This is a genomic window from Mycolicibacterium palauense (genome assembly GCF_002592005.1).
In the GTDB taxonomy this organism is placed as follows: Bacteria; Actinomycetota; Actinomycetes; order Mycobacteriales; family Mycobacteriaceae; genus Mycobacterium; species Mycobacterium palauense.
Genome location: NZ_NVQF01000068.1, coordinates 12,252 through 33,137, shown reverse-complemented (window position 1 = coordinate 33,137; position 20,886 = coordinate 12,252). Strand labels below are relative to the sequence as shown.

Genomic DNA, 20,886 nt, shown 5'->3' with positions numbered 1-20,886 from the left:
GCTCTGGGGCGGGCTCTGGGGCGGCCTCGGTGACGGTCACGCCGCCAGCCTGGCCGCACAGCGTGAACCGGGGATGGGCGTCAGCTATGCGGTGGCTGTGCGGATGGCTGTGCGGATGGCGGCGCCCCGGAAGCCGGCAGGGTCACCACGAATTCGGTGCTCCCCGGGACGTCGGCGCTCGCTGTGACACTGTGCACCTCGATGGTTCCGTGGTGCGCCTTGACCACGGCGGCGACGATCGCCAGCCCGAGACCGGTGCTGCCGCCGCTGCGTGAGCGCGACGAGTCTCCGCGGGCGAACCGCTCGAACACCTCCGACCGCAGACCGGCCGGTATCCCCGGGCCGTTGTCGGCGACCCGCAGCACCACCGAGCCGGAAACGGCGGACAGCGACAGCGTGACCGTGGTACCCGGCGCGGTGTGCACCCGGGCGTTGGCCAGCAGATTGGTCAGCACCTGGTGCAGCCGCGCCGGATCCCCCGTCACCACCACCGGCTCTTCGGGCAGGTCGAGATTCCATTCGTGGTCGGGCCCGGCCACATGCGCATCGGCCATCGCGTCGACCGCCAGCTGGGACAGGTCGACCCGCTCCCGGTCCAGCGGGCGGCCGGAGTCCAGCCGCGCCAGCAGCAGCAGGTCTTCGACCAGGTTGGTCATCCGTTCGGATTCGGAGGCCACCCGGCCCATCGCGTGGGCCACCTCGGGGGGCACGTCGTCGCGGTACCGGCGGGCGAGCTCGGTGTAGCCGCGGATGGCGGTCAGCGGGGTGCGCAACTCGTGGCTGGCGTCGGCGACGAACTGGCGGACCCGGGTCTCGCTGGCCTGCCGCGTCGAGAGCGCCGTGGCGATGTGGTCGAGCATCCGGTTCAGCGCCGAACCCATCTGTCCGACTTCGGTATTGGGGTTGGCGTCGCGTTCGGGTACCCGGACCGGCAGCGCCACCTCGCCGCGGTCCAGCGGCAGGTTGGCGACCTCGCGGGCGGTGGCGGCCACCCGGGTCAGCGGGGCCAGGGCACGCCGGGTGATGAGAATCCCCAGTGTGCTGGCCACCACCAGCGCCACCGCGGCCACGATCACGAAGATCAGCAGCACCCGCAGCATGGTGGCGTTGACCTCGGACAGCGGCAGCCCGACCACGATGAGGTCGCCGTGCCGGTTGACCGCGGCCATCACCCGGTAGCTCCCGAGGCCGGCCAGCTCCACGCTGCTCGTCCCCGACATCGGGCGCACCGAGGCCAGCTGGGAGACCGTCCGCGGGTCGAGTGGGGATCTTTCGCCCAGCGTCGTCAGAATCCCTGCCTCGGCGCGGCCGTCGCGGTGCACCACCAGGGCCGCCAGGCCGACCGGCTGTCCGGGTGCGTCCAGGAAGTCGGGCCCGGGGCCGGGGGCACGCATCGGCGGCGGGGGCGGCGGCATGCGGTCGAGCATCGCCGAGCGGTGCGAGGTGTCCATGAGCTGCATGTCGAGCTGGTGGACCAGGTACTGGCGCAGGGCCAGTTCGGTCGCCGCGCCGATACCGATACAGACGAGCGCCAACAGGATGACCTGCCCCACGAGGAGACGGGAGCGCAGCGACCAGAGGGACGGGGAGCGCAGCGACCAGAGGGACGGAGAGCGCAGCGACCAAGTGGACGGAGAGCGCAGTGGGTGCACCGACCCGTTATCGGCGCTCACCGGGTTCCTCAGGCGGCCGGTTTGAGGACATAGCCGGCCCCGCGCAGGGTGTGGATCATCGGGGATCGACCACTGTCGATCTTCTTGCGCAGGTAGGAGATGTACAGCTCGACGATGTTGGACCGACCGCCGAAGTCGTAGCTCCACACCCGATCCAGAATCTGCGCCTTGGACAACACCCGTTTCGGGTTGCGCATCATGAACCGCAGCAGCTCGAACTCGGTGGAGGTCAGCACGACCGGGTCGCCGGCGCGGGTCACCTCGTGGCTGTCCTCGTCGAGCACCAGGTCGCCGACGACGATCTGCGCCCCGTTGTCGTCGGTGGCAACGCCGGTGCGGCGCAACAGCGCCCGCAGCCGCAGCACCACCTCCTCGATGCTGAACGGCTTGGTGACGTAGTCGTCGCCGCCGGCGGTCAGGCCCGCGATGCGGTCCTCGACGGCGTCCTTGGCGGTCAGCAGCAGCACCGGAAGATGCGGGATCTGTTCGCGCAGCCGGCGCAGGACGTCGAGACCGCTCATGTCGGGCAGCATCACATCGAGCACCACGGCGTCCGGTCGCGCGGTCCTGGCCGCGGCGACCGCCGAGGCCCCGTCGGCCGCGGTGGCGATGTCCCAGCCCTCATACCGCAGCGCCATCGACAGCATCTCGGCCAGCACGGCTTCGTCGTCGACGACCAGCACACTGATCGGATTGCCGTCGGCACGGCGCATCACGATTCGTTCGGCAGCTCCAGTCATCATGGGCCTTAGGTTCCCCGATCCCGATGAGCCGATCCTGTGGCAATCCTATGCGGCGGCTGTGAACGTGTCGGCCATACCGTCCACAGCGCGGATTCACAGTTCACGCTCAGGTTCGGCCGCCACGGTGGGGCCATGACCACCGCCGACACCCCCACCGAACACAGCGGCGGCGCGCCGCAGACCGCACCGCCATCCCGGTCGGCGAGGAGGACCGGGGCGGCCGCGCTCGCGATCGCGGGACTGTTGGGCGTCTTCGGTGCCGCCGTCATCCACGCCGCCGGTTCCGGGACGGGTCAGTCCGGGCCGGGCGGCTGGGGCGGACCGCCACCGGGGGTTCCCGGGCCCGGCGGCCCCGGCGATACCGCGAAGGTCGTCTCGGCTCGCTGAGCGTCGAGGGGCCCGTGTCAGGATAGGGACCATGACAGTCGTCCTGGTTCACGGCAATCCGGAATCCGACGCGATCTGGGGGCCGCTCGTCGACGCCCTCGACCGCGAGACCGCCGCCGACGTGGTTCGCCTGTCCCCCCCGGGGTTCGGCGCCCCGTTGCCCGACGACTTCGCCGCCGACCACCTCGCCTACCGGGACTGGTTGGCGCGCGAGCTGTCCCGGTTCAGCGAACCGGTCGACCTCGTCGGGCACGACTGGGGCGGCGGCCACGTGCTCAACGTGGTGATGCACCGGCCCGAACTGGTGCGCAGCTGGGTCTCCGACGTGCTGGGGATCCTCGACCCCGACTACGTCTGGCACGACATGGCGCAGCTGTGGCGCAAACCCGGCGAGGGCGAGGCCGCCATCGAGGCGATCATCGGTGCCGCGCTGCCCGACCGGGCGGCCACACTGATCGCATTGGGGATGCCCGAGGACGTCGCCGCCGAGGTGGCGATGGCGCAGAGCCCGGCCATGGGCAAGGCGATCCTGGCGCTGTACCGCTCGGCGCCCGAACCGGTCCTGGCCCAGATGGCCGAGGGCCTCGAGCGCGCCGCGGTCCGCCCGGGCCTGTCCATCCTGGCCACCGCCGACACGTTCGTGGGCACCGAGGAGATGCGCCGCCGCGCCGCCGAGCGGGCCGGCGCCCGCACCGAGGTGTTCGAGGGCCTGGGCCACTGGTGGATGCTGGAGGACCCGCAGTCCGCGGCCGCCGCACTGAGCGCGTTCTGGAAGTCGGTGGGCTGAGCGTCCCGTGACGACCTAGCCTGCCTGCCATGGACACCATGGAGCTCGTCGAGCAAGCCGGCAAGGTCATCGACGTCGTCGGCGTGGTCGTCATCGCCGCGGGCGCCGTCGTCGCCGCCGGCTCCGCGGGCGGGCGGCTGCTCAACAGGTCCGGCGACGCCTACCGCGTCTTCCGCCAGCAGCTCGGGCGCGCCATCCTGCTGGGCCTGGAGTTCCTGGTGGCCGCCGACATCATCCGCACCGTGGCCGTGTCTCCCGATCTCCGGAGCGTGGCGGTGCTGGCCGGCATCGTCGCGATCCGGACCTTCCTGAGTTTCTCGCTGGAGTTGGAGATCACCGGCCGGTGGCCGTGGCAGAAGCGCCTCGACGCGCGGGCCGCGGCCGGCGGATAGGCACCGCCGGGTCGGCACCGGCCGGCGTTCCCACCAACATCCCAGGTTGCGCGGTGACAATCCGCGGACATGAGCCAAGCACACGTGCACCGGATGCCGGGGGCGCTGCGGTGGCTGCGCAAACAGACGCCGGCACCGGGGGCAGCCCTGGACCGCTACCACCCCGGCGAAGTGGCGGCCATGCTGCGCCAGCTCGGTATCGCGCTGGTGGAGGTGGAGCAGCCGACCCAGATGGTGGCCGCCCAGCTCACCCACATCGCGGCCCGTTACACCAGCGCCGACGTCCGCATCGTGGTGTTGCCGCGGATGCTGTTCATCCAGGTCGGCACCGTCGGCTACGAGGTCGACACGTCCCGGTACGGGACCACCCGGCTCGACGTCGCCGGCCGGATCGCCGGAATCGCCGAGCTCGCCGAGGCCGGTGCGATCACCCCGAACGACGCGATCGCCGAGCTGGCGGCCGCCCGCCGCATGCGGCCGCGGTTCGGCCCACTGACCACGGTGCTGGGGTTCGCGATCACCGCGGCCGGGCTGGGGATGCTCGGGGATCCCAGCTGGTATCTGCTCGGGGTGTACCTGGTGCTGGGCACCGCGGTGGGCGCCGTGTTGCTGCTGGACCGCCCGTTCCCGCCGTTGACGCCGGTGCTGCCGACGCTGGCGGCGGCCACCGCCACGGTGCTGGCCTGCCGGCTGGCCCCCGGCAGTGGGCATGAGGCACTGCTGCGGCACATCGCGCCCGCGCTGGAGGCGATCCTGCCCGGGATACCGCTGACGCTGGGGGCCATGGAACTGGCCGACTCCTCGGTGATCGCCGGGGCCAGCCGCCTGGTCTACGGGGTGGTGCAGCTGATGCTGATCGGCTTCGGCGTCAGCCTGGGCCTGCACGTCCGGCTGCCCGGGCTGCCGGCCCTGCACCCCCACGCCGGGCCGGCGGCGCTGGGCGCGTGGTCGTTCTCTCTGGCGATCGCGGTGATCGCCGCCGGGCTCTACCTGCATCTGTCGGCGCCCCGCGGCTCGCTGATGTGGCTGGGGGCCGCGGTCGCGGTGGCGTTGATCGGGCAGCGGGTCGGCGGACTGTTCCTGGCGCCCGCCCACGCCGGTGCCGTCGGCGCCTTCCTGGTGGTGCCGTTCGCGACGCTGGCCTCCCGGCTGCGGACGGCGCCGCCGGCCATCGTGTTGATGTTGGCGGCGTTCTGGTCGCTGGTCCCCAACGCGTTGAGCTTCGAGTCGCTGGGCGAGGCCGCCGCGGGCGGGCACAGCAGCGTGCAGATCGTGACCATGGCCGTCACCGCGATCTTCTCCATCGCGCTGGGCACCCTCATCGGGTGGAGCGTGTTCACCAGTTTCCGCGCCGACCGCCCGCCACCGGAGGAGAACGCCGGGCACAATCACCAGTCATGCCTACCGGTTGGCGGGGCCGCGCCGAGCATGCCTGGGGATCGCTGAAGAAGGTCCACCCCGATCCGCTCGGACGTCCGGGTGACTACGACGAGGCCGAGGTGGCGGCGATGCTGCGCGAGCTGGGCATCGCCATGGTCGAGATGCAGACGCCGACCCAGATGGTGCGGGCACGGTTGCAGCAGATCGCCGCGCAGTACACCACCCGCGAGGTGCGGGTGGTGGCCTTCCCGACCACGCTGATCATCCAGCTCGGCAGCCACGCCCACGAGGTTGCGGTGTCGACGCACGGAACCGCCCAGCTCAACGTCGCCGAGCGGGTCGACAGGATCGCGGTGCTGGCCACCGTGGGCGCGATCACCCCCGCCGACGCCCTGGCCGAGGTGGTCGCCGCGCGCGCCGTCACGCCGCGGTTCGGGCCCGTGCTGACGTTGTTCGGCTACGTGCTGACCACCCTGGGCTTCGGGGTGATGATCAACCCCACCTGGGCGGACCTGCCGGGCTACGTCGGGCTCGGGGCGGTGGTCGGGCTGATCGTCGTGTTCGTCGGGCGCATCCACTCGCTGGCCGCGGTGATACCGCCCCTGTCCGCGGCCGTGGTGACGATCCTGGCCACCTGGTTCTTCGCCGGCGTGGCCGACGAGGGCCTGCTGCTGATCATCGCCCCGGCGCTGGTGGCGCTGCTGCCGGGTATCTCGCTGACCGTGGCCTCGATGGAACTGGCCAGCGGGGCCACCATGGCCGGCGCCACCCGGCTGGTGTACGCGGTGGTGCAGCTGATGTTGCTGGTCTTCGGGGTGGCGATCGGGGCCGCGATCGCCGGTCGCGGATCGCCGCACCACCCGTCGGCGCAGATGGGTGGGTGGTCGTTCTATGTCGCCATCCTCGTGGTCAGCGTGGGTCTGTACTTCTACCTGTCGGCGCCGCGCGGTTCGCTGCCCTGGCTGGCCGCGGCGGTCGCGGTGGCCCTGCTGGGCCAGAAGCTGGGCGGGACGTTCCTGTCCCCCGGGCATTCCGGGGCGCTGGGGGCGTTCCTGACGGTGCCGTTCACGTTGCTGGCCACCCGGCTGCGCGGCGCCCCGCCGCCGTTCGTGCTGCTGATCGCCGCGTTCTGGTCGCTGGTGCCGGGGGCGCTGAGCTTCGAGACGCTGACCGAGGCGGCCGCGGCCGGCAGCTCCGATCTGGCCGAGTTGGAGGTCACCGTGGCGGCCGTCTTCTCGATCGCGTTGGGGACCCTGATCGGCTGGAGCGTGTTCACACCGCTGCGCCGGATCGTGCAACACCGGTGACGGGCCTCCCCGCGACCGCCGGCCCCTGACCGACCAACCGACTGGTAGGTTCACCGGCGTGGACGACCTCGACAACGTCGCGGCGTGGATGTCCGGCCAGGGCCTGGGCGAGGGCCCACTGGAGGACGTCTCCGAGATCAGCGGCGGAACCCAGAACATCCTGCGCAAGTTCGTCCGTTCCGGGCGTCCCTACGTGTTCCGGCGCGGGCCCGAGCATCTGCGTCCGGTCAGCAACAAGGTCATCCTGCGTGAGACCCGGGTGCTGGCCGCGCTGGCCGGCAGCGACGTTCCCCATCCGAGGCTGATCGCCGTCTGCGAGGACACCTCGGTGCTCGGGGACGCGGTGTTCTACCTCATGGAGCCCATCGACGGTTTCAACGCGGGCTCCGAACTGCCCGCCCTGCACGCCGGTGATCCCGCCATCCGTTTCGAGATGGGCCTGTCGATGGCCGACGCGCTGGCCCGGCTCGGCGCCGTCGACCACGTCGCCGTCGGGCTCGCCGACTTCGGCAAACCCGAGGGCTTCCTGGAGCGGCAGGTGCCGCGGTGGCGCTCGGAACTGGACTCCTACTCCGGCTTCGACGACTATCCGGGACCGCAGATCCCCGGCCTCGACGACGTCGCCGGCTGGCTGGCCGAGCGCACCCCCACCGCGTGGAAGCCGGGCATCATGCACGGCGACTATCACGTCGCCAACGTCATGTTCTCCCGCACCGGCCCCGAGGTGGTCGCCATCGTGGACTGGGAGATGTGCACCATCGGCGACCCGCTGCTGGACCTCGGCTGGCTGCTGGCCACCTGGCGCGACGACGAGGGCCGCGACGTCCTCGGACACGCGCTCAGCGAGGCCGGCGGTCTGTGCCAGCCGGGCGATCTCGTCGACCGCTACGCGCAGAACACCACCCGCGACCTCGACGCGCTGCCCTGGTACACGGTGCTGGCCTGCTTCAAGCTCGGCATCATCCTCGAGGGCACCCACGCGCGGGCCTGCGCGGGGCTGGCGCCCCGGGAGACCGGCGACCACCTGCACGAGGCCACCCTGCAACTGTTCCGCCGGGCCACCCGGCTGATCGACGCCCAGTGACCCATCCCCCGGCTCCCGTGTTTCCAGTGGCTCCAGCGGAAGGACACCGATGATCGACTTCTCCATCCCCGACGAGCTGGCCGCCCTGCGCGACGAGATCCGCGGGTTCGTCACCGAGCGGATCGTCCCCTACGAGACCGACCCCCGCGTCACCCGGCACGGACCCGACGAGGAGCTGCGCACCGAACTGGTCGGGCTGGCCCGCGAGGCGGGTCTGCTGACCTTCCAGGCGCCCCGGCGCTTCGGCGGCCGGGAACCCTCCCACGTCGAGCAGGCCGTGTTGTTCGAGGCGGCCGGCTGGTCGACCCTGGGCCCGGTCGCGCTCAACTGCGCCGCGCCCGACGAGGGCAACATGTTTCTGCTGTCCAGGATCGCCACCCCGGAACAGACCGAGAAGTACCTCGTCCCGGTCATCGACGGCCGGCAACGATCGGTGTTCGCGATGACCGAGCCCGGCGGCGCCGGCTCCGACCCCGGCCAGCTGGCCACCGAGGCGGTCTTCGACGGCACCGACTACGTCATCAACGGCCGCAAGTGGCTGATCACCGGGGCCAACGGCGCGCGCACCTGGATCATCATGGCGCGGGTGGCGCCCAACGAGCACGGCCCCGACGGGCCGACGCTGTTCCTGTGCGACGGCCAGACCCCGGGTATCGAGCTCGAGCGGGTGATGAACACCATGGACCGCAACTACGTCGAGGGCCACGGCGTGGTCCGGTTCAGCGACCTGCGGCTGCCCGCCTCGGCGGTGCTCGGTGAGGTGGGGCAGGCCCTGCGCTATGCGCAGCTGCGGCTGACCCCGGCCCGGCTCACCCACTGCATGCGGTGGCTGGGGGCGGCCGCACGCGCCCACTCGATCGCCGTCGAGCACGCCCGGACCCGCACCGCGTTCGACAAGCCGCTCGGTGAGCACCAGGGCGTCGGTTTCCTGCTCGCCGACAACGAGATCGCCCTGCAGCAGTGCCGGCTGGAGATCTGGTGGGCGTGCTGGCTGCTCGACACCGGCGCCCAGGGCCGCCACGAGAGCTCGATGGTCAAGGCACACGTGTCCGAGGAGCTGTTCAAGGTCGCCGACCGCTGCGTGCAGATCCTCGGCGGCATGGGGATCTCCGACGAGACCCCGGTCGGCATGATCTTCTCCGACATGCGCGCCTTCCGGATCTACGACGGCCCCACCGAGGTGCACAAGTACGCCATCGCCCGACAGGTGCTGAGGAGCCCCCGATGACAGTTCTGGACGCGTTCAAGCTCGACAACAAGGTCGCCGTCGTCACCGGCGCCTCCTCGGGGCTGGGGGTGGCGTTCGCGCAGGCGTTCGCCGAGGCCGGCGCCGACGTGGTGCTCGGCGCGCGCCGGGCCGACAAGATGGCCGCCACCGCCGCGCTGGTGGAGGCGGCGGGCCGGCGCGCCCACGCGGTGGCCACCGACGTCGCCAAGCCCGAACACTGCGAGCAGCTGGTCGCCGCCGCCCTGGAGACCTTCGGCCGTGTCGACATCCTGATCAACAACGCCGGCGTGGGCACCGCGGTGCCGGCCACCAAGGAGACCCCCGAGGAGTTCCGCCGCGTCATCGACGTCAACCTCAACGGCTCCTACTGGATGGCCCAGGCGTGCGGACGGGTCATGGCGCCCGGCTCGTCGATCATCAACATCGCCAGCATCCTGGGCATCACCACCGGCGGTCTGCCGCAGGCCGCCTACAGCGCGTCGAAGGCCGGCGTGATGGGACTGACCCGGGATCTGGCCCAGCAGTGGGGTGCGCGCAAGGGCATCCGGGTCAACGCGCTGGCCCCCGGGTTCTTCAAGTCCGAGATGACCGACGACTACAAGCCCGGGTACCTGGATTCGCAGATGCCGCGGGTGGTGCTGGGCCGCACCGGCGAGCCGGCGGAGCTGGCCGCGACCGCGGTGTGGCTGGCGTCGGCGGCCGGCGGCTACGTGGTGGGCCAGACCATCGTCGTCGACGGCGGTCTGACGATCGCCTGACCGGGCCCGCGCCCATCGGCTAGCGTGCCGGGCGTGACGTACTGGCATCCGGACTCCCTGCGCGACCGGGTGGTGATCGTCACCGGAGCGGCCCGCGGGGTCGGCCGGGGCATCGCCGCGGCGCTGACCGAGCGGGGCGCCTCGGTGCTGCTCGCCGACGTCGACGAGCAGCGGTTGGCGGCCACCACCGACGAGCTGCGCGGCGCCGGCGGCGCGGTGGCCTCGCTGGTGGCCGACCTGCGTGACCCGGCGGTCGCCCCCGCGATCGTCGGCGCGGCCCTCGAGGCGTTCGGCGGGCTGCACGCACTGGTCAACAACGCGATCGCCACCAACGAACCGAAACCGTTCACCGACATCACCGTCGACGATTTCGAGCTGGTCTCCGACGTCGGCCCCCGCGCCACCCTGCTGCTGATGCAGGCGGCCTATCCCGAGCTGGTGCGCGCCGGCGGCGGCGCGGTGGTCAACCTCGGCTCGGGCAGCGGCACCGCCGGCGAGCCGCGCTTCGCCGCCTACGCCGGGGCCAAGGAGTCGGTGCGCGGGATCGCCAAGGTGGCCGCCATGGAGTGGGGCCGCGACGGGATCCGGGTCAACACGGTGTGCCCGTTCGCCGAATCCGACGGCATCAGGGCCTGGCGGGAGATGGCCCCCGACAGCTTCGCCAAGTCACTGCGCCGGGTGCCGCTGAAACGGATCGGCGACGCGCGCACCGACGTCGGCGCGCTGGTCGCGTTCCTGGTCAGCGACGACGCCACCTTCATCACCGGCCAGACCATCCACGTCGACGGCGGCACCGGCAGCTTCCGCTGATTCGGCCCCGGCCCGTCCCCGGTGAGCGCGCGTACCGTCGATGCCATGACGGATGCCCGGAGTTCGGCGCAGCGCCGCAACCTCAACGACACGGTGACCAAGTTCTGGAGCTTCGCCGCTCCGGCCTACGACCTGCCCGTCCTGCAGCGCTGGGTGTACCGCCCGGCCCAGGACGAGGTGATCGCCGCGCTGCGGTCACACGGCGCCCAGCGGATCGTCGACGTCGCCTGCGGCACCGGCATTCTCGCCGACCGCATCGAACGCGAGCTGGGGCCCGACGAGGTCTACGGCGTCGACATGAGCGCGGGCATGCTGGAACAGGCCCGGGCCCGCTCCTCGACGGTGAGCTGGCTGAGCGCGCCGGCCGAGGCGCTGCCGTTCGACGACGGCGCGCTCGACGCGGTCGTGACGACCTCGGCGTTCCACTTCTTCGACCAGCCGGCGGCGCTGGCCGAATTCCACCGGGTGCTGCGCCCGGGCGGGCTGGCCGCGGTGGCCACCATCAGCCCGCAGCAGCCGGCCTGGGTCTCCCGGCTCAGCGCGGGCCGGTTCAACCCGGCGCACAACCCGACGCCGCGCCAGATGCGCGACCTGTTCGCCGAGGCAGGCTTCCGGCTCGCCGAACAGCACCGCGTGCGTCGGCCGGCGTGGACCAAGGTGGTCTCCGATCTGATCACCATCGGCACCAAGAGCTAGCCGGGTGACCATCTCCGGCAAGGTCGTCGCGATCACCGGGGCCAGCAGCGGCATCGGCGCGGCCACCGCACGCATGCTCGCCGAGCGCGGCGCCACGGTGCTGCTCGGCGCGCGGCGCACCGAGCGCCTCGATGAGCTGGCCGCCCAGATCGGCGAGGCCGGCGGCACCGCCCGCACCTGCGCGGTGGATGTCGCCGTCGCCGCCGATGCGGCCCGGTTGGTGGACACCGCGGTCACCGAATTCGGCCGGCTCGACGTCCTGGTCAGCAACGCCGGGATCAGCAGGATCGGGCCCATGTCCGATGTCGACGCCGACGGGTGGTCGGCCATGATCGACGTCAACCTGCGCGGTGTGCTCAACGGGATCGCGGCCGCCCTGCCGGTGTTCCGCCGCCAGGGCAGCGGTCATTTCGTGACCACCGTCTCCACCGCCGGGCTGAAGATCGTGCCGAACATGGCCGTCTACGCGGCCACCAAGAACGCGGTCCGCACGGTGATGGAGACGCTGCGCCAGGAGAGCACCGACGGCGTCGTCCGCACCACGTCGATCTCGCCCGGCTACGTGAACACCGAACTGCCCTCCTCGATCGAGGATCCCGAGCTGCGCGCCGCCGCGCGGGCGAGCATGGACGAATTCGGGCTCGCCCCCGAGGCGGTGGCCACCGCGATCGCGTTCGCCATCGACCAGCCCCCGGACGTGGAGATCGGGGACATGACCATCCGGCCGACCGTGCAGAACTGACCGAGCCGGGCGCCTCCCCGCTCGGTTGCGGGCGCGGCTCGTCGGCCGCGAAGGTCAACCCGGATCGGGCCGAAATACCCTGCCCCGAAGTGTCCCCGCGCGCGCAGGATGGAGGTGAGGCCGCCACGGCGCCATCGCGGCGCGGTGACGGCAGGCACGAGTAGGAAAGGGGTGGGCCGACATGTTCGACATCCGTCATGTGGCAGCCACCGGCGTCGCCGTCGTGGCGCTGGGCATCCCCCTCGCGGTGACAGCACTGGGTGTGCCCGCGACACCCACGACAACCCTGGCCGGCGGCGGGGTTCCCGCCGTCACCTCGCCCCTCCCCGCCCAGGGCCCCGGCGGCTCCGGAGGCTCCGGCGATGACTGCTGGGGTCCGGGAATGATGGACCCGGACTGCTGGGGCCCGGACATGGGAACCCCCGGTGACTGGGCTCCCGGACCATGGGGCTCGGGAATGATGGGGTCCAACGGCTGGAGCCCCGGGTACTGGGAGCCCGGCATGATGGGCTCCGGTTAGCCGTCCCCTCGAGTGGCGTTCCGGCCCGTGCGGCCGGAACCGGAGGTTGATTGCGCCCGAAGAGGATTCGAACCCTCACCGCGCAATGCGGATTGGTTTGGCGCCACCTGGACCGGAAATACCGGCGGCCGAGTCTGCCAGGGTCAGTATTCGAGCGCAGCCAAGACGGCATCGCACTGAAAGATACGGTCATAGCGGCCCGCGGTTCTCTGCTTGAGGATGCCCAGGTCGACCAGCTTGGAGATTGCCGTGTTCGCGGCCTGATACGAGACGTCGTGGAGCTTCGCGGCGAGCGAGGCGGTGATCATCGGGTAGCCGATCAGGTCGTCGGCGATCCGGAGCGATACGCCCTTGGCACCCTGCAGGGTCATCTGGAAGCTCTCCCGCAGGGCGAGAAGCTTGTCGACGCGCTTGATCACCTCAAGCGCCTCTGCGTGGATGGCGTTGGATATCAGGCAGACCCACGGATCCCAATCGCCGGTCTGGGACACACGAAGGAGTCCGTCCTGGTACTGGGTCCTGTGCTGCTCCAGCCAAGGCGATATGTTCAGAACGGGGTAACGCAGATCTCCCGCGGCCATGAGCTGCAGCGCCATGACCAGTCGTCCCAGCCGCCCATTGCCATCGTGGAACGGGTGCAGCGCCTCGAATTGGTAGTGCGCGGCCGCGATACGGATAACGGTCGGTATCGCCTGCCCGCCATCCCGCATCCAGTCCTGCCACGCATCCAGCCCGTCGATGAGGCGGTGGTCGGCCGGCGGCGGGACAAACCGGGCAGATGTCACTCGGCGGTTACCGACTCCAATGAACACCTGAGTGGTGCGGATGCTGCCCGCGTGCGGACCGTCGCTCGGAGTGCCTTGGAGCAACTCGCCCTGCAGGTCCTCAAGCATGCCGATGGAGACCGGTTGGCCCCTGCCGACCAATTCGTACGCCCGCTCCGCCGCGGTCACGTAGTTGCGCACTTCGCTTACTGAGCCGGTCATCTCGTCGGGCTCAAGGAAATCCGCCTCGAACACGTCGGACAGCGCGGCGTACGTCCCCTCCAGTGCGGACGTGCTCACGGCCTCACGACGCGTGGCAGGTCGTGCAAGCAGAACCGGGTTCGGCAACAGGGAAGCCGCCTGGTCAGCACGCGCCATCGCCGCGGTGGCTTCGATGACCGCCGCGTATGTTGCCGCGTCGAGTGCCAGTTCGCCAGGTAGCGGGTCAGGAACGAAGGCGAAGTACTCGTACGTCTCGTCGAACCGCGGGTCATAGCCCGAGATCGGTACGACCTGCCCTACCGGACTGCCCCGCAACCTATCAACATCCATCACAACAACCTCATTGATCACAACCTTGAAATCCACGTCTGTAATTTCAAGGTTAGTGACTCAAGCTTGAAAAGTGGCCATGAATTTCAAGGTTGTCGCGTCCCGCCCAAACGTGGGGGACGTGTCGGATGAGCACACCCGACTCCGGGACTGAGTGTGCGGAAATTAGCGACTCCCGGACACATTGCCTGTGCCGCGGGAGTCGTCGACGCCGATGGTGAGCGCGCCCGAAGGGATTCGAACCCCTAACCTTCTGATCCGTAGTCAGATGCTCTATCCGTTGAGCTACGGGCGCCGGGTTATTCAGTTGTGTGGCGGAGGCGAGAGGATTTGAACCTCCGGTCCGCTTTAAGACGGACAACTCATTAGCAGTGAGCCCCATTCGGCCGCTCTGGCACGCCTCCTTGAAACCGTTTCGAGGTTACCGGACCCGTCGTGGAGCACCGGAACCGCCGAGGGCACAGCGTACAGCCACTCGCATATGCTGACCAAATGACCGCCCGCCTGCGCCCCCTGATGGCCGACCTCCCGGCCTACACCCCGGGCAAGACCGTGCCGGGTGCCATCAAGCTGGCCAGCAACGAAACCGTGCACGGACCGCTGCCCAGTGTGCGCGCGGCCATCGACAAGGCCGCAGACACGCTCAACCGCTACCCGGACAACGGCTACGTGGAGCTGCGCGAGCAGCTGGCCAAGCATCTGGAGAAGTGGGCGTTCGCGCCGGAGAACATCGCGGTGGGCTGCGGCTCGGTCAGCCTGTGCCAGCAGTTGATCCAGATCACCGCCAGCATCGGCGACGAGGTGATGTTCGGGTGGCGGGCCTTCGAGGTCTACCCGCTGCAGGTGCGGGTCGCCGGCGCTACCCCGGTGCCGGTGCCGCTGCGCGACCACACCCACGACCTGGAGGCGATGGCCGCCGCGGTCACCGAGAACACCCGGTTGATCTTCATCTGCAATCCGAACAACCCGACCTCCACGGTGGTCGACCCCGACGCGCTGGCCCGGTTCGTCGACACCGTCCCGGACGACGTCGTGGTCTGCATCGACGAGGCCTACGTCGAGTACGTCCGCGACGGCCTGGTGCCCGACAGCCTGGGTCTGGTCCGCAACCACCCCAATGTGGTTGTGCTGAGAACGTTCTCGAAGGCCTACGGGATGGCCGGCGCCCGGGTGGGCTACGCGGTGGGCGATCCGGAGCTGATCACCGCGCTGGGCAAGGTCTACGTCCCGTTCACCGCGAGCACGCTGGCGCAGGCCGCCGCGATCGCCTCCCTGCAGGCCTCCGACGAACTGCTGGCCCGCACCGACGCCGTGGTCGCCGAGCGCGCCCGGGTCGGCGCGGCGCTGCGCGAGGCCGGCTACGAGCTGCCCGCGTCGCAGGCCAATTTCGTGTGGCTGCCGCTGAGCCCCGAGCTGGTTCCCGACTTCGTCGAACAGGCCGCCAACGCGCGGGTGCTGGTGCGGCCCTACGGCACCGACGGAGTACGTGTCACCATCGGCGCGCCCGAGGAGAACGACGTGTTCCTGGCCTTCGCCCGCGGCTGGATCCAAACCGCCTCCGCGCGGCGATGAGCTACCGTCGCGTCATGGCAGAAACTCTGAGCCGGACGCGATTCACCGACCTCACCCAGCGCACCGGGCCGATCCCGGACGCCGAGCTCGACGAGTTGTGGGCGACCCTGCCGCCGGTCGGCATCGAGGAGATCCTCGGCGAGTGGAAGGGCGGAGAGTTCCGCACCGGCCACCGCGCCAACGGCCTGCTGGAGAAGGGCCGCTGGTTCGGCAAGACCTTCAACTCCGCCACCGACGCCAAGCCGCTGATCTGCCTGGACGAACACGGCAACACGTTCTCCAACACCGAGTGGATGAAGGGCGAGGCCAGCCTGTGGATGGAACGGTTCCGCGGTGAGGTGACCGCCACCATGGTCTACGACGGCGTGCCCATTCACGACCACTTCAAGAAGGTCGACGACGACACCCTGATGGGCATCATGAACGGCAAGGGCGCGCTGGACTTCAGCAGCGGCACCGGCCGGCACCTGTACTTCTACCTGCAGCGGGTGTAGCGAGAGGCCGACGGAATCCGCATGCACACCAACCCCGTGAAAATCTCCCGGCGCACCCGCGCCGCCGCGGCCGCGCTGAGCCTGGCCTGCCTGGTGGCGGGGTGTTCGCGCAGCATCGAAGGGCAGGTCGCCCAGACCACCGAACCCGTGTCCGCCGACGTCACCTGCAGCGAGTTCGTCGCCCTCAGCGACAAGGACCGTGTCGAGGTGATCAGCAAGATCATGAACGGCGACGAGCCCAGCCGGCCCTCCGAACAACCGTTCTTCCTCGTGGCGCTGGCCGGGGTGCTCTGCGAGCGGGCCCCCGACGCGAAGGTGAAGGACATCCTGGTTCGGCTGCGCCCGAGGTAGCGAACTAGCCTCAACCTCATGTCTGACACCTACGAGTCCGTCTCGGTGGAGATCACCGACCACGTCGCGCGCGTCACGCTGCTGGGGCCCGGCAAGGGCAACGCCATGGGCCCCGCGTTCTGGGCGGAGCTGCCGGTGGTCTTCGGTGAGCTCGACGCCGATCCGGAGGTGCGCGCGATCGTGCTCACGGGCTCGGGCAAGCACTTCAGCTACGGCCTGGACGTCGCGGCGATGGGCGACACCCTCGCCCCGCTGATGGCCGAGGGGGCGATGGCCAAGCCGCGCACCGACTTCCTCAAACGCCTCAAGACCATGCAGCACACGATCACCGCGGTCGCCGACTGCCGCACCCCGACCATCGCCGCGGTGCACGGCTGGTGCATCGGCGGCGGCGTCGACCTGATCAGCGCCGTCGACATCCGCTACGCCAGCGCCGACGCCAAGTTCTCGGTGCGTGAGGTCAAGTTGGCCATCGTCGCCGACGTGGGCTCGCTGGCGCGGCTGCCGCTGATCCTGTCCGACGGGCATCTGCGGGAGCTGGCGTTGACCGGCAAGGACGTCGACGCGGCCCGCGCCGCACAGATCGGTCTGGTCAACGACGTCTACGACGACGCCGAGGCATGCCTGGCCGCCGCCCACGCCACCGCCGCCGAGATCGCTGCCAACCCACCGCTGGTGGTGTCCGGCATCAAGGACGTCCTCGACGAGCAGCGCACCGAGCGGGTCTCGGCGAGCCTGCGCTACGTGGCCGCGTGGAACTCGGCGTTCCTGCCGTCGAAGGATCTGACCGAGGGCATCACCGCGATGTTCGCCAAGCGCCCGCCGGAGTTCACAGGAGAGTAGTCACCATGGCCGATTCGGTTCCCGACCTGCATCCCGACCTGCTTCCGCTGGCTCCGCTGCTGGGCACCTGGGCCGGCCGGGGCGAGGGCGAATACCCGACCATCGAGCCGTTCGGCTACCTCGAGGAGGTCGTGTTCGGCCACACCGGCAAACCGTTTCTGACCTATGTGCAGCGCACCCGCGCCGCCGACGACGGTCGGCCCCTGCACACCGAGACCGGCTTCCTGCGCGCGGCGAGACCGGGCCAGGCCGAATGGGTGCTGGCCCACGCCACCGGCGTCACCGAGATCCAGGAGGGCTCGGTCACCGCAGGCGACGGCACCGTCGACCTCGACCTGATCTCCACCTCGATCGCGCTGACCTCCTCGGCCAAGGAGGTCAATTCGGTGTGCCGCACGGTGCACGTCGACGGGGACACCCTGACCTACTCGCTGCGGATGGCCGCGGTCGGCGAGCACCTGCAGCACCACCTGTCGGCGACGCTGCACCGGAAGGCGGGATGACCGCCGACGGCCGTATCCGCGTTCCCCCGGACCTGGACGCCGTCACCACCGTCGGCGCCGAGGACCCCGCCGACGACGCGGCGGGAATCGAGTCGGCGTCCGTCGAGCGGATCTGGGCGGCCGCACGGCATTGGTACGCCGCCGGGATGCACCCGGCGATCCAGGTGTGCCTGCGCCACCGCGGCCGGGTGGTGCTCAACCGGGCGATCGGGCACGGCTGGGGCAACGCACCCACCGATGCACCCGACGCCGAGAAGATCCCCGTAACCCCGGACACCCCGTTCTGCGTGTACTCCGCGGCCAAGGCGATCGCCACCACGGTGGTGCACATGCTCGTCGAGCGCGGGGCGTTCTCCCTCGACGACCGGGTCTGCGACTACCTGCCCGGCTACACCAGCCACGGCAAGGACAAGACCACCATCCGTCACGTCATGACGCACAGCGCCGGGGTGCCCTTCGCCACCGGCCCGCGCCCGGACCTGCGCCGGATGAACGACAGCGACTACGCCCGCGAACAGCTCGGCCTGCTCAAACCCGTCTACCCGCCGGGCCTGGTGCACATCTACCACGGGCTGACCTGGGGTCCGCTGGTGCGTGAGATCGTCTCGGCGGCCACCGGACGCAACATCCGCGAGATCCTGGCCACCGAGATCCTGCAGCCCCTGGGATTCCGCTGGACCAACTTCGGCGTCGCCGAGGCGGACGTGCCGCTGGTGGCTCCCAGCCATCCGACGGGCAAGCCGTTGCCGGCGCCGGTCGCGCGGGCCTTCAAGCTCGCCGTCGGCGGCACCATGCACCAGATCATCCCGTTCAGCAACACCCCGGCGTTCCTGACCAGCGTGGTGCCCTCCTCGAGCGCGGTGTCCAACGCCCAGGAGCTGTCCCGGTTCGCCGAGCTGCTCTGCCGGGGCGGCGAACTCGACGGGGTGCGGGTGCTGAGCCCGCAGACCCTGGCCGCGGCCACCGCCCAGGCCCGCCGCCTGCGCCCCGACGTGGCCACCGGCCTCAAACCGATGCGCTGGGGCACGGGCTACATGCTGGGCTCGGAGCGGTTCGGGCCGTTCGGGCGCCACGCGCCGGGCGCGTTCGGGCACACCGGCCTGGTCGACATCGCGGTCTGGGCCGACCCGCAGCGCGGGCTCTCGGCTGCCGTCGTCAGCAGCGGCAAGCCCGGCAGCCACCGTGAGGCGCGTCGCTACCCCGCGCTGCTGGACCGGATCAACGCCGAGATTCCGCGGCGACATCCCGGCTGACCGGGCCCGCCGTCAGCTGGCCTCGGGGTCGTACACCGCGAACGAGCCCACCAGCAGCTTGAGGAACGCGTCCATCACGCGGTCGAACACGGTGATCTTCGTGGGCGGGCCCGGGACCCCCACGGCCCTCGCCTCACCGGCGGTCGTGTCGATCACCATCTGCTCACCGGGCGTGCCGTAGATCCCGTTCTCGGTGCCGGCGAGCATGTCGTTGACCCACCCGGCCGCCAGTTCCTGCGCGGCGGCGGCGTTCTGCGGTTTCGGAAAGCCTGTGACCAGGCCCTCGAAGAAGGCGACGACGGGGTTGCCGCCCTGCATCGCGTCGATGTGGGTGCCGGCGGCCAGCCGGAAGCCGTTGAACCGGTCCGGACGCGCCTGCACCAGCGCCGCGCTCGCCGCTCCCATCTGGTTCCAGTAGTAGTCCGGCGCGGTGACCGCCAGAATCGGGACGTCGTTGCCGCCGGTCAGCTTGGCCGTCGCCGTCGGCACTTCGCCGTTCAGCGCGACGGGGTCGAAGAGCACGACGCCGGCCAGGTGGTCGACGGCGCCGTTATCGACCAGGTGGCCGGCGACTCCGGAGACGAATCCGCCGCCGAGCGAGTGCCCGACGAGCACCACCGTGTCCGGCAGCGCCCCGGTGTATCCGGCTGCCAGAGCGCTCGCGGTCAACGCTTCGCGGTCCCCGGTGAACAGGTCGGCGACCCCACGCTGCAGCGGCACACCGGCCATCCAGTTGCCGTCGGTGCGGAAGAAGTTCGACGACAGCGTGGGAGCCACCACGATGCTGTTGGTCCGTTCGGCCAGCCGCGCGGCCGTGTAGCTGTACATCGGCCCCGTGGCCAGGAAGCCGTGCTGGAAGTAGATGAGGCCACTCGGCGGCCCCGCGATGTCGGGGATATACCAGTCTGCCCGCACGGTGACCCCGTCACCGGACGGGATCTCCAGGCGGGATCGGCCGAGGGTGACCGCGCTCCCCGCGGGCAGGACGGGTGGTCCGACGACCAACGTCATCAGCGCCGTCTGCAGACCCAGCACGAGGGTGCCGACGGCGCGGATCGCCGTCATCACCAGCGAGGGCCGCGTGGCGGCGGCCACCGCGGCCACTGCGGTCGGCGGGGCCGTCGGCGCGGCCGCCACGCGCGGGCCAGGGCTGTCCGTGCCCGGCCGGGTGTCGGTGGATTCGGGCTGCGCGAGCGGGACTGTCGGCGCCGCGGCGCCCGTCTCCGTTGCCGGTTGGGCAGCGTCGGCGGTCTCCGGGGTATCGGCACGCGAGCCGTCTTCGGCGGAGGAATCCCGCGCGACCTGGTCCCGAGGAACAGCGTCCGCGGGTACGTCCCCGGAGGCGCGCCCGGATGTCTCCCCGGGTTCCGAGGGCGGGTGCGCCGCGCTGAGTCCGGCCGACGCCGATGCGCCTTCCTCGCCGGGCGCGGATGTCGGTGGGGCGGTCCCTGTGACCTCCTCCGTGGGCCGCTCTGTGGCCGCTTCGGTGACCTCCTCCGTGGCCTCCTCCGTGGCCTCGGTGTCGCCGGTCGATGGGGTTTCAGGTGCCTCGTCGCCCTCGGGCTCGGGGGAATCCGCGTCGAGTGTGTCCGTTGGTGTCCGGTCGCCGACGCCGGACTCGACGACCTGCCCGGACGAGGCGTCGTTGCCGGGCTCCCCGGAATCCCCGCCGGAATCCTCCGAAGTCTCAGACCCCTCAGAATCCCTACCACGCGAACCGGCCTCGGCGAAGCCACGCCGGGGCCGGTCGTTGCGATCGTGGATCCGCGCCATCCCGGGTTTCGTGCGCGCGGGTCGCGCCGTATCCGCTGCCCGCCCGGCCCGGTCCGTATCGGCGGCCCGGTGGGAATCGGTCGCCGCGCTGTGTGCCGTGCCCGCGGCATCTCCGGGATCGGCCGCCGCCGTGCCCAGCCCGGCACCGCCCACCAGCATCCAGGCACCGATCACGAACGCGCTCAACGCGATCCGTGGCGTTGCGCCACCGCGAATCCCCATCACCAAGGCACTCACCCCATCACTCCCGCGTCACCGCCCGTACGTCCGCTCC

The 20,886-nt window shown here is 70.8% G+C and carries 22 protein-coding genes and 2 tRNA genes; 18 read left to right on the top strand and 6 right to left on the bottom strand.

Annotated features, from left to right (window positions below; translation table 11 throughout):
* Positions 1 to 80: 80 nt before the first annotated feature.
* The gene (locus CSR00_RS22220; protein ID WP_099024597.1) at positions 81 to 1,595 is read right to left on the bottom strand and encodes a sensor histidine kinase; all 1,515 of its coding nucleotides are present in this window, start codon (positions 1,593 to 1,595) and stop codon (positions 81 to 83) included.
* Between the two features lie 86 nt (positions 1,596 to 1,681).
* Positions 1,682 to 2,386 carry a response regulator transcription factor gene (locus CSR00_RS22215; protein WP_176562192.1) on the bottom strand — a complete coding sequence of 235 codons (705 nt, stop codon included), beginning with the start codon at positions 2,384 to 2,386 and terminating at the stop codon, positions 1,682 to 1,684.
* Between the two features lie 162 nt (positions 2,387 to 2,548).
* Here CSR00_RS22215 and CSR00_RS22210 point away from each other — a divergent pair, with 162 nt between their 5' ends.
* The 12 genes from CSR00_RS22210 to CSR00_RS22155 all read left to right on the top strand — a co-directional run bounded on the left by CSR00_RS22210 (position 2,549) and on the right by CSR00_RS22155 (position 12,507).
* Positions 2,549 to 2,803 (top strand): hypothetical protein, encoded by a 255-nt coding sequence (locus CSR00_RS22210; protein ID WP_099024589.1) that lies wholly within the window; start codon positions 2,549 to 2,551, stop codon positions 2,801 to 2,803.
* A gap of 31 nt (positions 2,804 to 2,834) precedes the next feature.
* Complete coding sequence (locus tag CSR00_RS22205) at positions 2,835 to 3,590, top strand: alpha/beta fold hydrolase (RefSeq protein WP_099024588.1); 756 nt, start codon at positions 2,835 to 2,837, stop codon at positions 3,588 to 3,590.
* Positions 3,591 to 3,619: 29 nt separating this feature from the next.
* Complete coding sequence (locus CSR00_RS22200) at positions 3,620 to 3,982, top strand: DUF1622 domain-containing protein (protein WP_099024587.1); 363 nt, start codon at positions 3,620 to 3,622, stop codon at positions 3,980 to 3,982.
* A 69-nt stretch (positions 3,983 to 4,051) separates the two neighbouring features.
* Positions 4,052 to 5,428, top strand: a complete 1,377-nt coding sequence (locus CSR00_RS22195; RefSeq protein ID WP_099024586.1) for a threonine/serine exporter family protein — start codon at positions 4,052 to 4,054, stop codon at positions 5,426 to 5,428.
* The gene (locus tag CSR00_RS22190) at positions 5,380 to 6,669 is read left to right on the top strand and encodes a threonine/serine exporter family protein (RefSeq protein ID WP_099024585.1); all 1,290 of its coding nucleotides are present in this window, start codon (positions 5,380 to 5,382) and stop codon (positions 6,667 to 6,669) included. Before CSR00_RS22195 ends, CSR00_RS22190 begins: the two co-directional genes overlap by 49 nt.
* Before the next feature lie 88 nt (positions 6,670 to 6,757).
* On the top strand, positions 6,758 to 7,753 hold the full coding sequence (locus tag CSR00_RS22185; protein ID WP_099024596.1) for a phosphotransferase family protein: 996 nt from the start codon (positions 6,758 to 6,760) through the stop codon (positions 7,751 to 7,753).
* Positions 7,754 to 7,802: 49 nt separating this feature from the next.
* Positions 7,803 to 8,981, top strand: a complete 1,179-nt coding sequence (locus CSR00_RS22180; protein WP_099024584.1) for an acyl-CoA dehydrogenase family protein — start codon at positions 7,803 to 7,805, stop codon at positions 8,979 to 8,981.
* Entirely contained in the window at positions 8,978 to 9,739 is a 762-nt protein-coding gene (locus CSR00_RS22175) for an SDR family NAD(P)-dependent oxidoreductase (protein ID WP_099024583.1), read from the top strand. Before CSR00_RS22180 ends, CSR00_RS22175 begins: the two co-directional genes overlap by 4 nt.
* A gap of 33 nt (positions 9,740 to 9,772) precedes the next feature.
* Complete coding sequence (locus CSR00_RS22170; protein ID WP_099024595.1) at positions 9,773 to 10,549, top strand: SDR family NAD(P)-dependent oxidoreductase; 777 nt, start codon at positions 9,773 to 9,775, stop codon at positions 10,547 to 10,549.
* Positions 10,550 to 10,594: 45 nt separating this feature from the next.
* Complete coding sequence (locus CSR00_RS22165) at positions 10,595 to 11,245, top strand: class I SAM-dependent methyltransferase (protein ID WP_099024582.1); 651 nt, start codon at positions 10,595 to 10,597, stop codon at positions 11,243 to 11,245.
* Between the two features lie 4 nt (positions 11,246 to 11,249).
* Positions 11,250 to 11,987 carry an SDR family oxidoreductase gene (locus tag CSR00_RS22160; protein WP_099024581.1) on the top strand — a complete coding sequence of 246 codons (738 nt, stop codon included), beginning with the start codon at positions 11,250 to 11,252 and terminating at the stop codon, positions 11,985 to 11,987.
* Positions 11,988 to 12,168: 181 nt separating this feature from the next.
* The gene (locus CSR00_RS22155) at positions 12,169 to 12,507 is read left to right on the top strand and encodes a hypothetical protein (RefSeq protein ID WP_245906394.1); all 339 of its coding nucleotides are present in this window, start codon (positions 12,169 to 12,171) and stop codon (positions 12,505 to 12,507) included.
* A gap of 143 nt (positions 12,508 to 12,650) precedes the next feature.
* Here CSR00_RS22155 and CSR00_RS22150 read toward each other — a convergent pair whose 3' ends face one another.
* The 3 genes from CSR00_RS22150 to CSR00_RS22140 all read right to left on the bottom strand — a co-directional run bounded on the left by CSR00_RS22150 (position 12,651) and on the right by CSR00_RS22140 (position 14,227).
* Positions 12,651 to 13,859, bottom strand: a complete 1,209-nt coding sequence (locus CSR00_RS22150; protein ID WP_245906392.1) for a Fic family protein — start codon at positions 13,857 to 13,859, stop codon at positions 12,651 to 12,653.
* A 186-nt stretch (positions 13,860 to 14,045) separates the two neighbouring features.
* Positions 14,046 to 14,118: transfer RNA gene (locus CSR00_RS22145), tRNA-Arg, on the bottom strand.
* A 17-nt stretch (positions 14,119 to 14,135) separates the two neighbouring features.
* Positions 14,136 to 14,227: transfer RNA gene (locus CSR00_RS22140), tRNA-Ser, on the bottom strand.
* Positions 14,228 to 14,315: 88 nt separating this feature from the next.
* Between CSR00_RS22140 and hisC the strand changes: the two genes are divergently transcribed.
* Genes hisC through lipE form a run of 6 tightly spaced genes read left to right on the top strand, consistent with a single transcriptional unit; the run spans position 14,316 to position 18,839 of the window.
* A complete protein-coding gene (hisC, locus tag CSR00_RS22135) occupies positions 14,316 to 15,395 on the top strand; it encodes a histidinol-phosphate transaminase (RefSeq protein ID WP_099024580.1) in 1,080 nt (359 codons plus the stop codon).
* A 14-nt stretch (positions 15,396 to 15,409) separates the two neighbouring features.
* Complete coding sequence (locus CSR00_RS22130; protein ID WP_099024579.1) at positions 15,410 to 15,889, top strand: DUF4334 domain-containing protein; 480 nt, start codon at positions 15,410 to 15,412, stop codon at positions 15,887 to 15,889.
* Positions 15,890 to 15,910: 21 nt separating this feature from the next.
* Entirely contained in the window at positions 15,911 to 16,240 is a 330-nt protein-coding gene (locus CSR00_RS22125) for a hypothetical protein (RefSeq protein ID WP_099024578.1), read from the top strand.
* Positions 16,241 to 16,258: 18 nt separating this feature from the next.
* Positions 16,259 to 17,083, top strand: a complete 825-nt coding sequence (locus CSR00_RS22120) for a crotonase/enoyl-CoA hydratase family protein (protein ID WP_099024577.1) — start codon at positions 16,259 to 16,261, stop codon at positions 17,081 to 17,083.
* Positions 17,084 to 17,088: 5 nt separating this feature from the next.
* Positions 17,089 to 17,586: a peroxynitrite isomerase gene (locus tag CSR00_RS22115; protein WP_099024576.1), complete on the top strand. Its 498-nt coding sequence runs from the start codon at positions 17,089 to 17,091 to the stop codon at positions 17,584 to 17,586.
* Positions 17,583 to 18,839: a lipase LipE gene (lipE, locus tag CSR00_RS22110; RefSeq protein ID WP_099024575.1), complete on the top strand. Its 1,257-nt coding sequence runs from the start codon at positions 17,583 to 17,585 to the stop codon at positions 18,837 to 18,839. Before CSR00_RS22115 ends, lipE begins: the two co-directional genes overlap by 4 nt.
* Before the next feature lie 12 nt (positions 18,840 to 18,851).
* Here lipE and CSR00_RS22105 read toward each other — a convergent pair whose 3' ends face one another.
* A complete protein-coding gene (locus CSR00_RS22105) occupies positions 18,852 to 20,849 on the bottom strand; it encodes an alpha/beta hydrolase (RefSeq protein ID WP_141564436.1) in 1,998 nt (665 codons plus the stop codon).
* Positions 20,850 to 20,886: the final 37 nt, after the last annotated feature.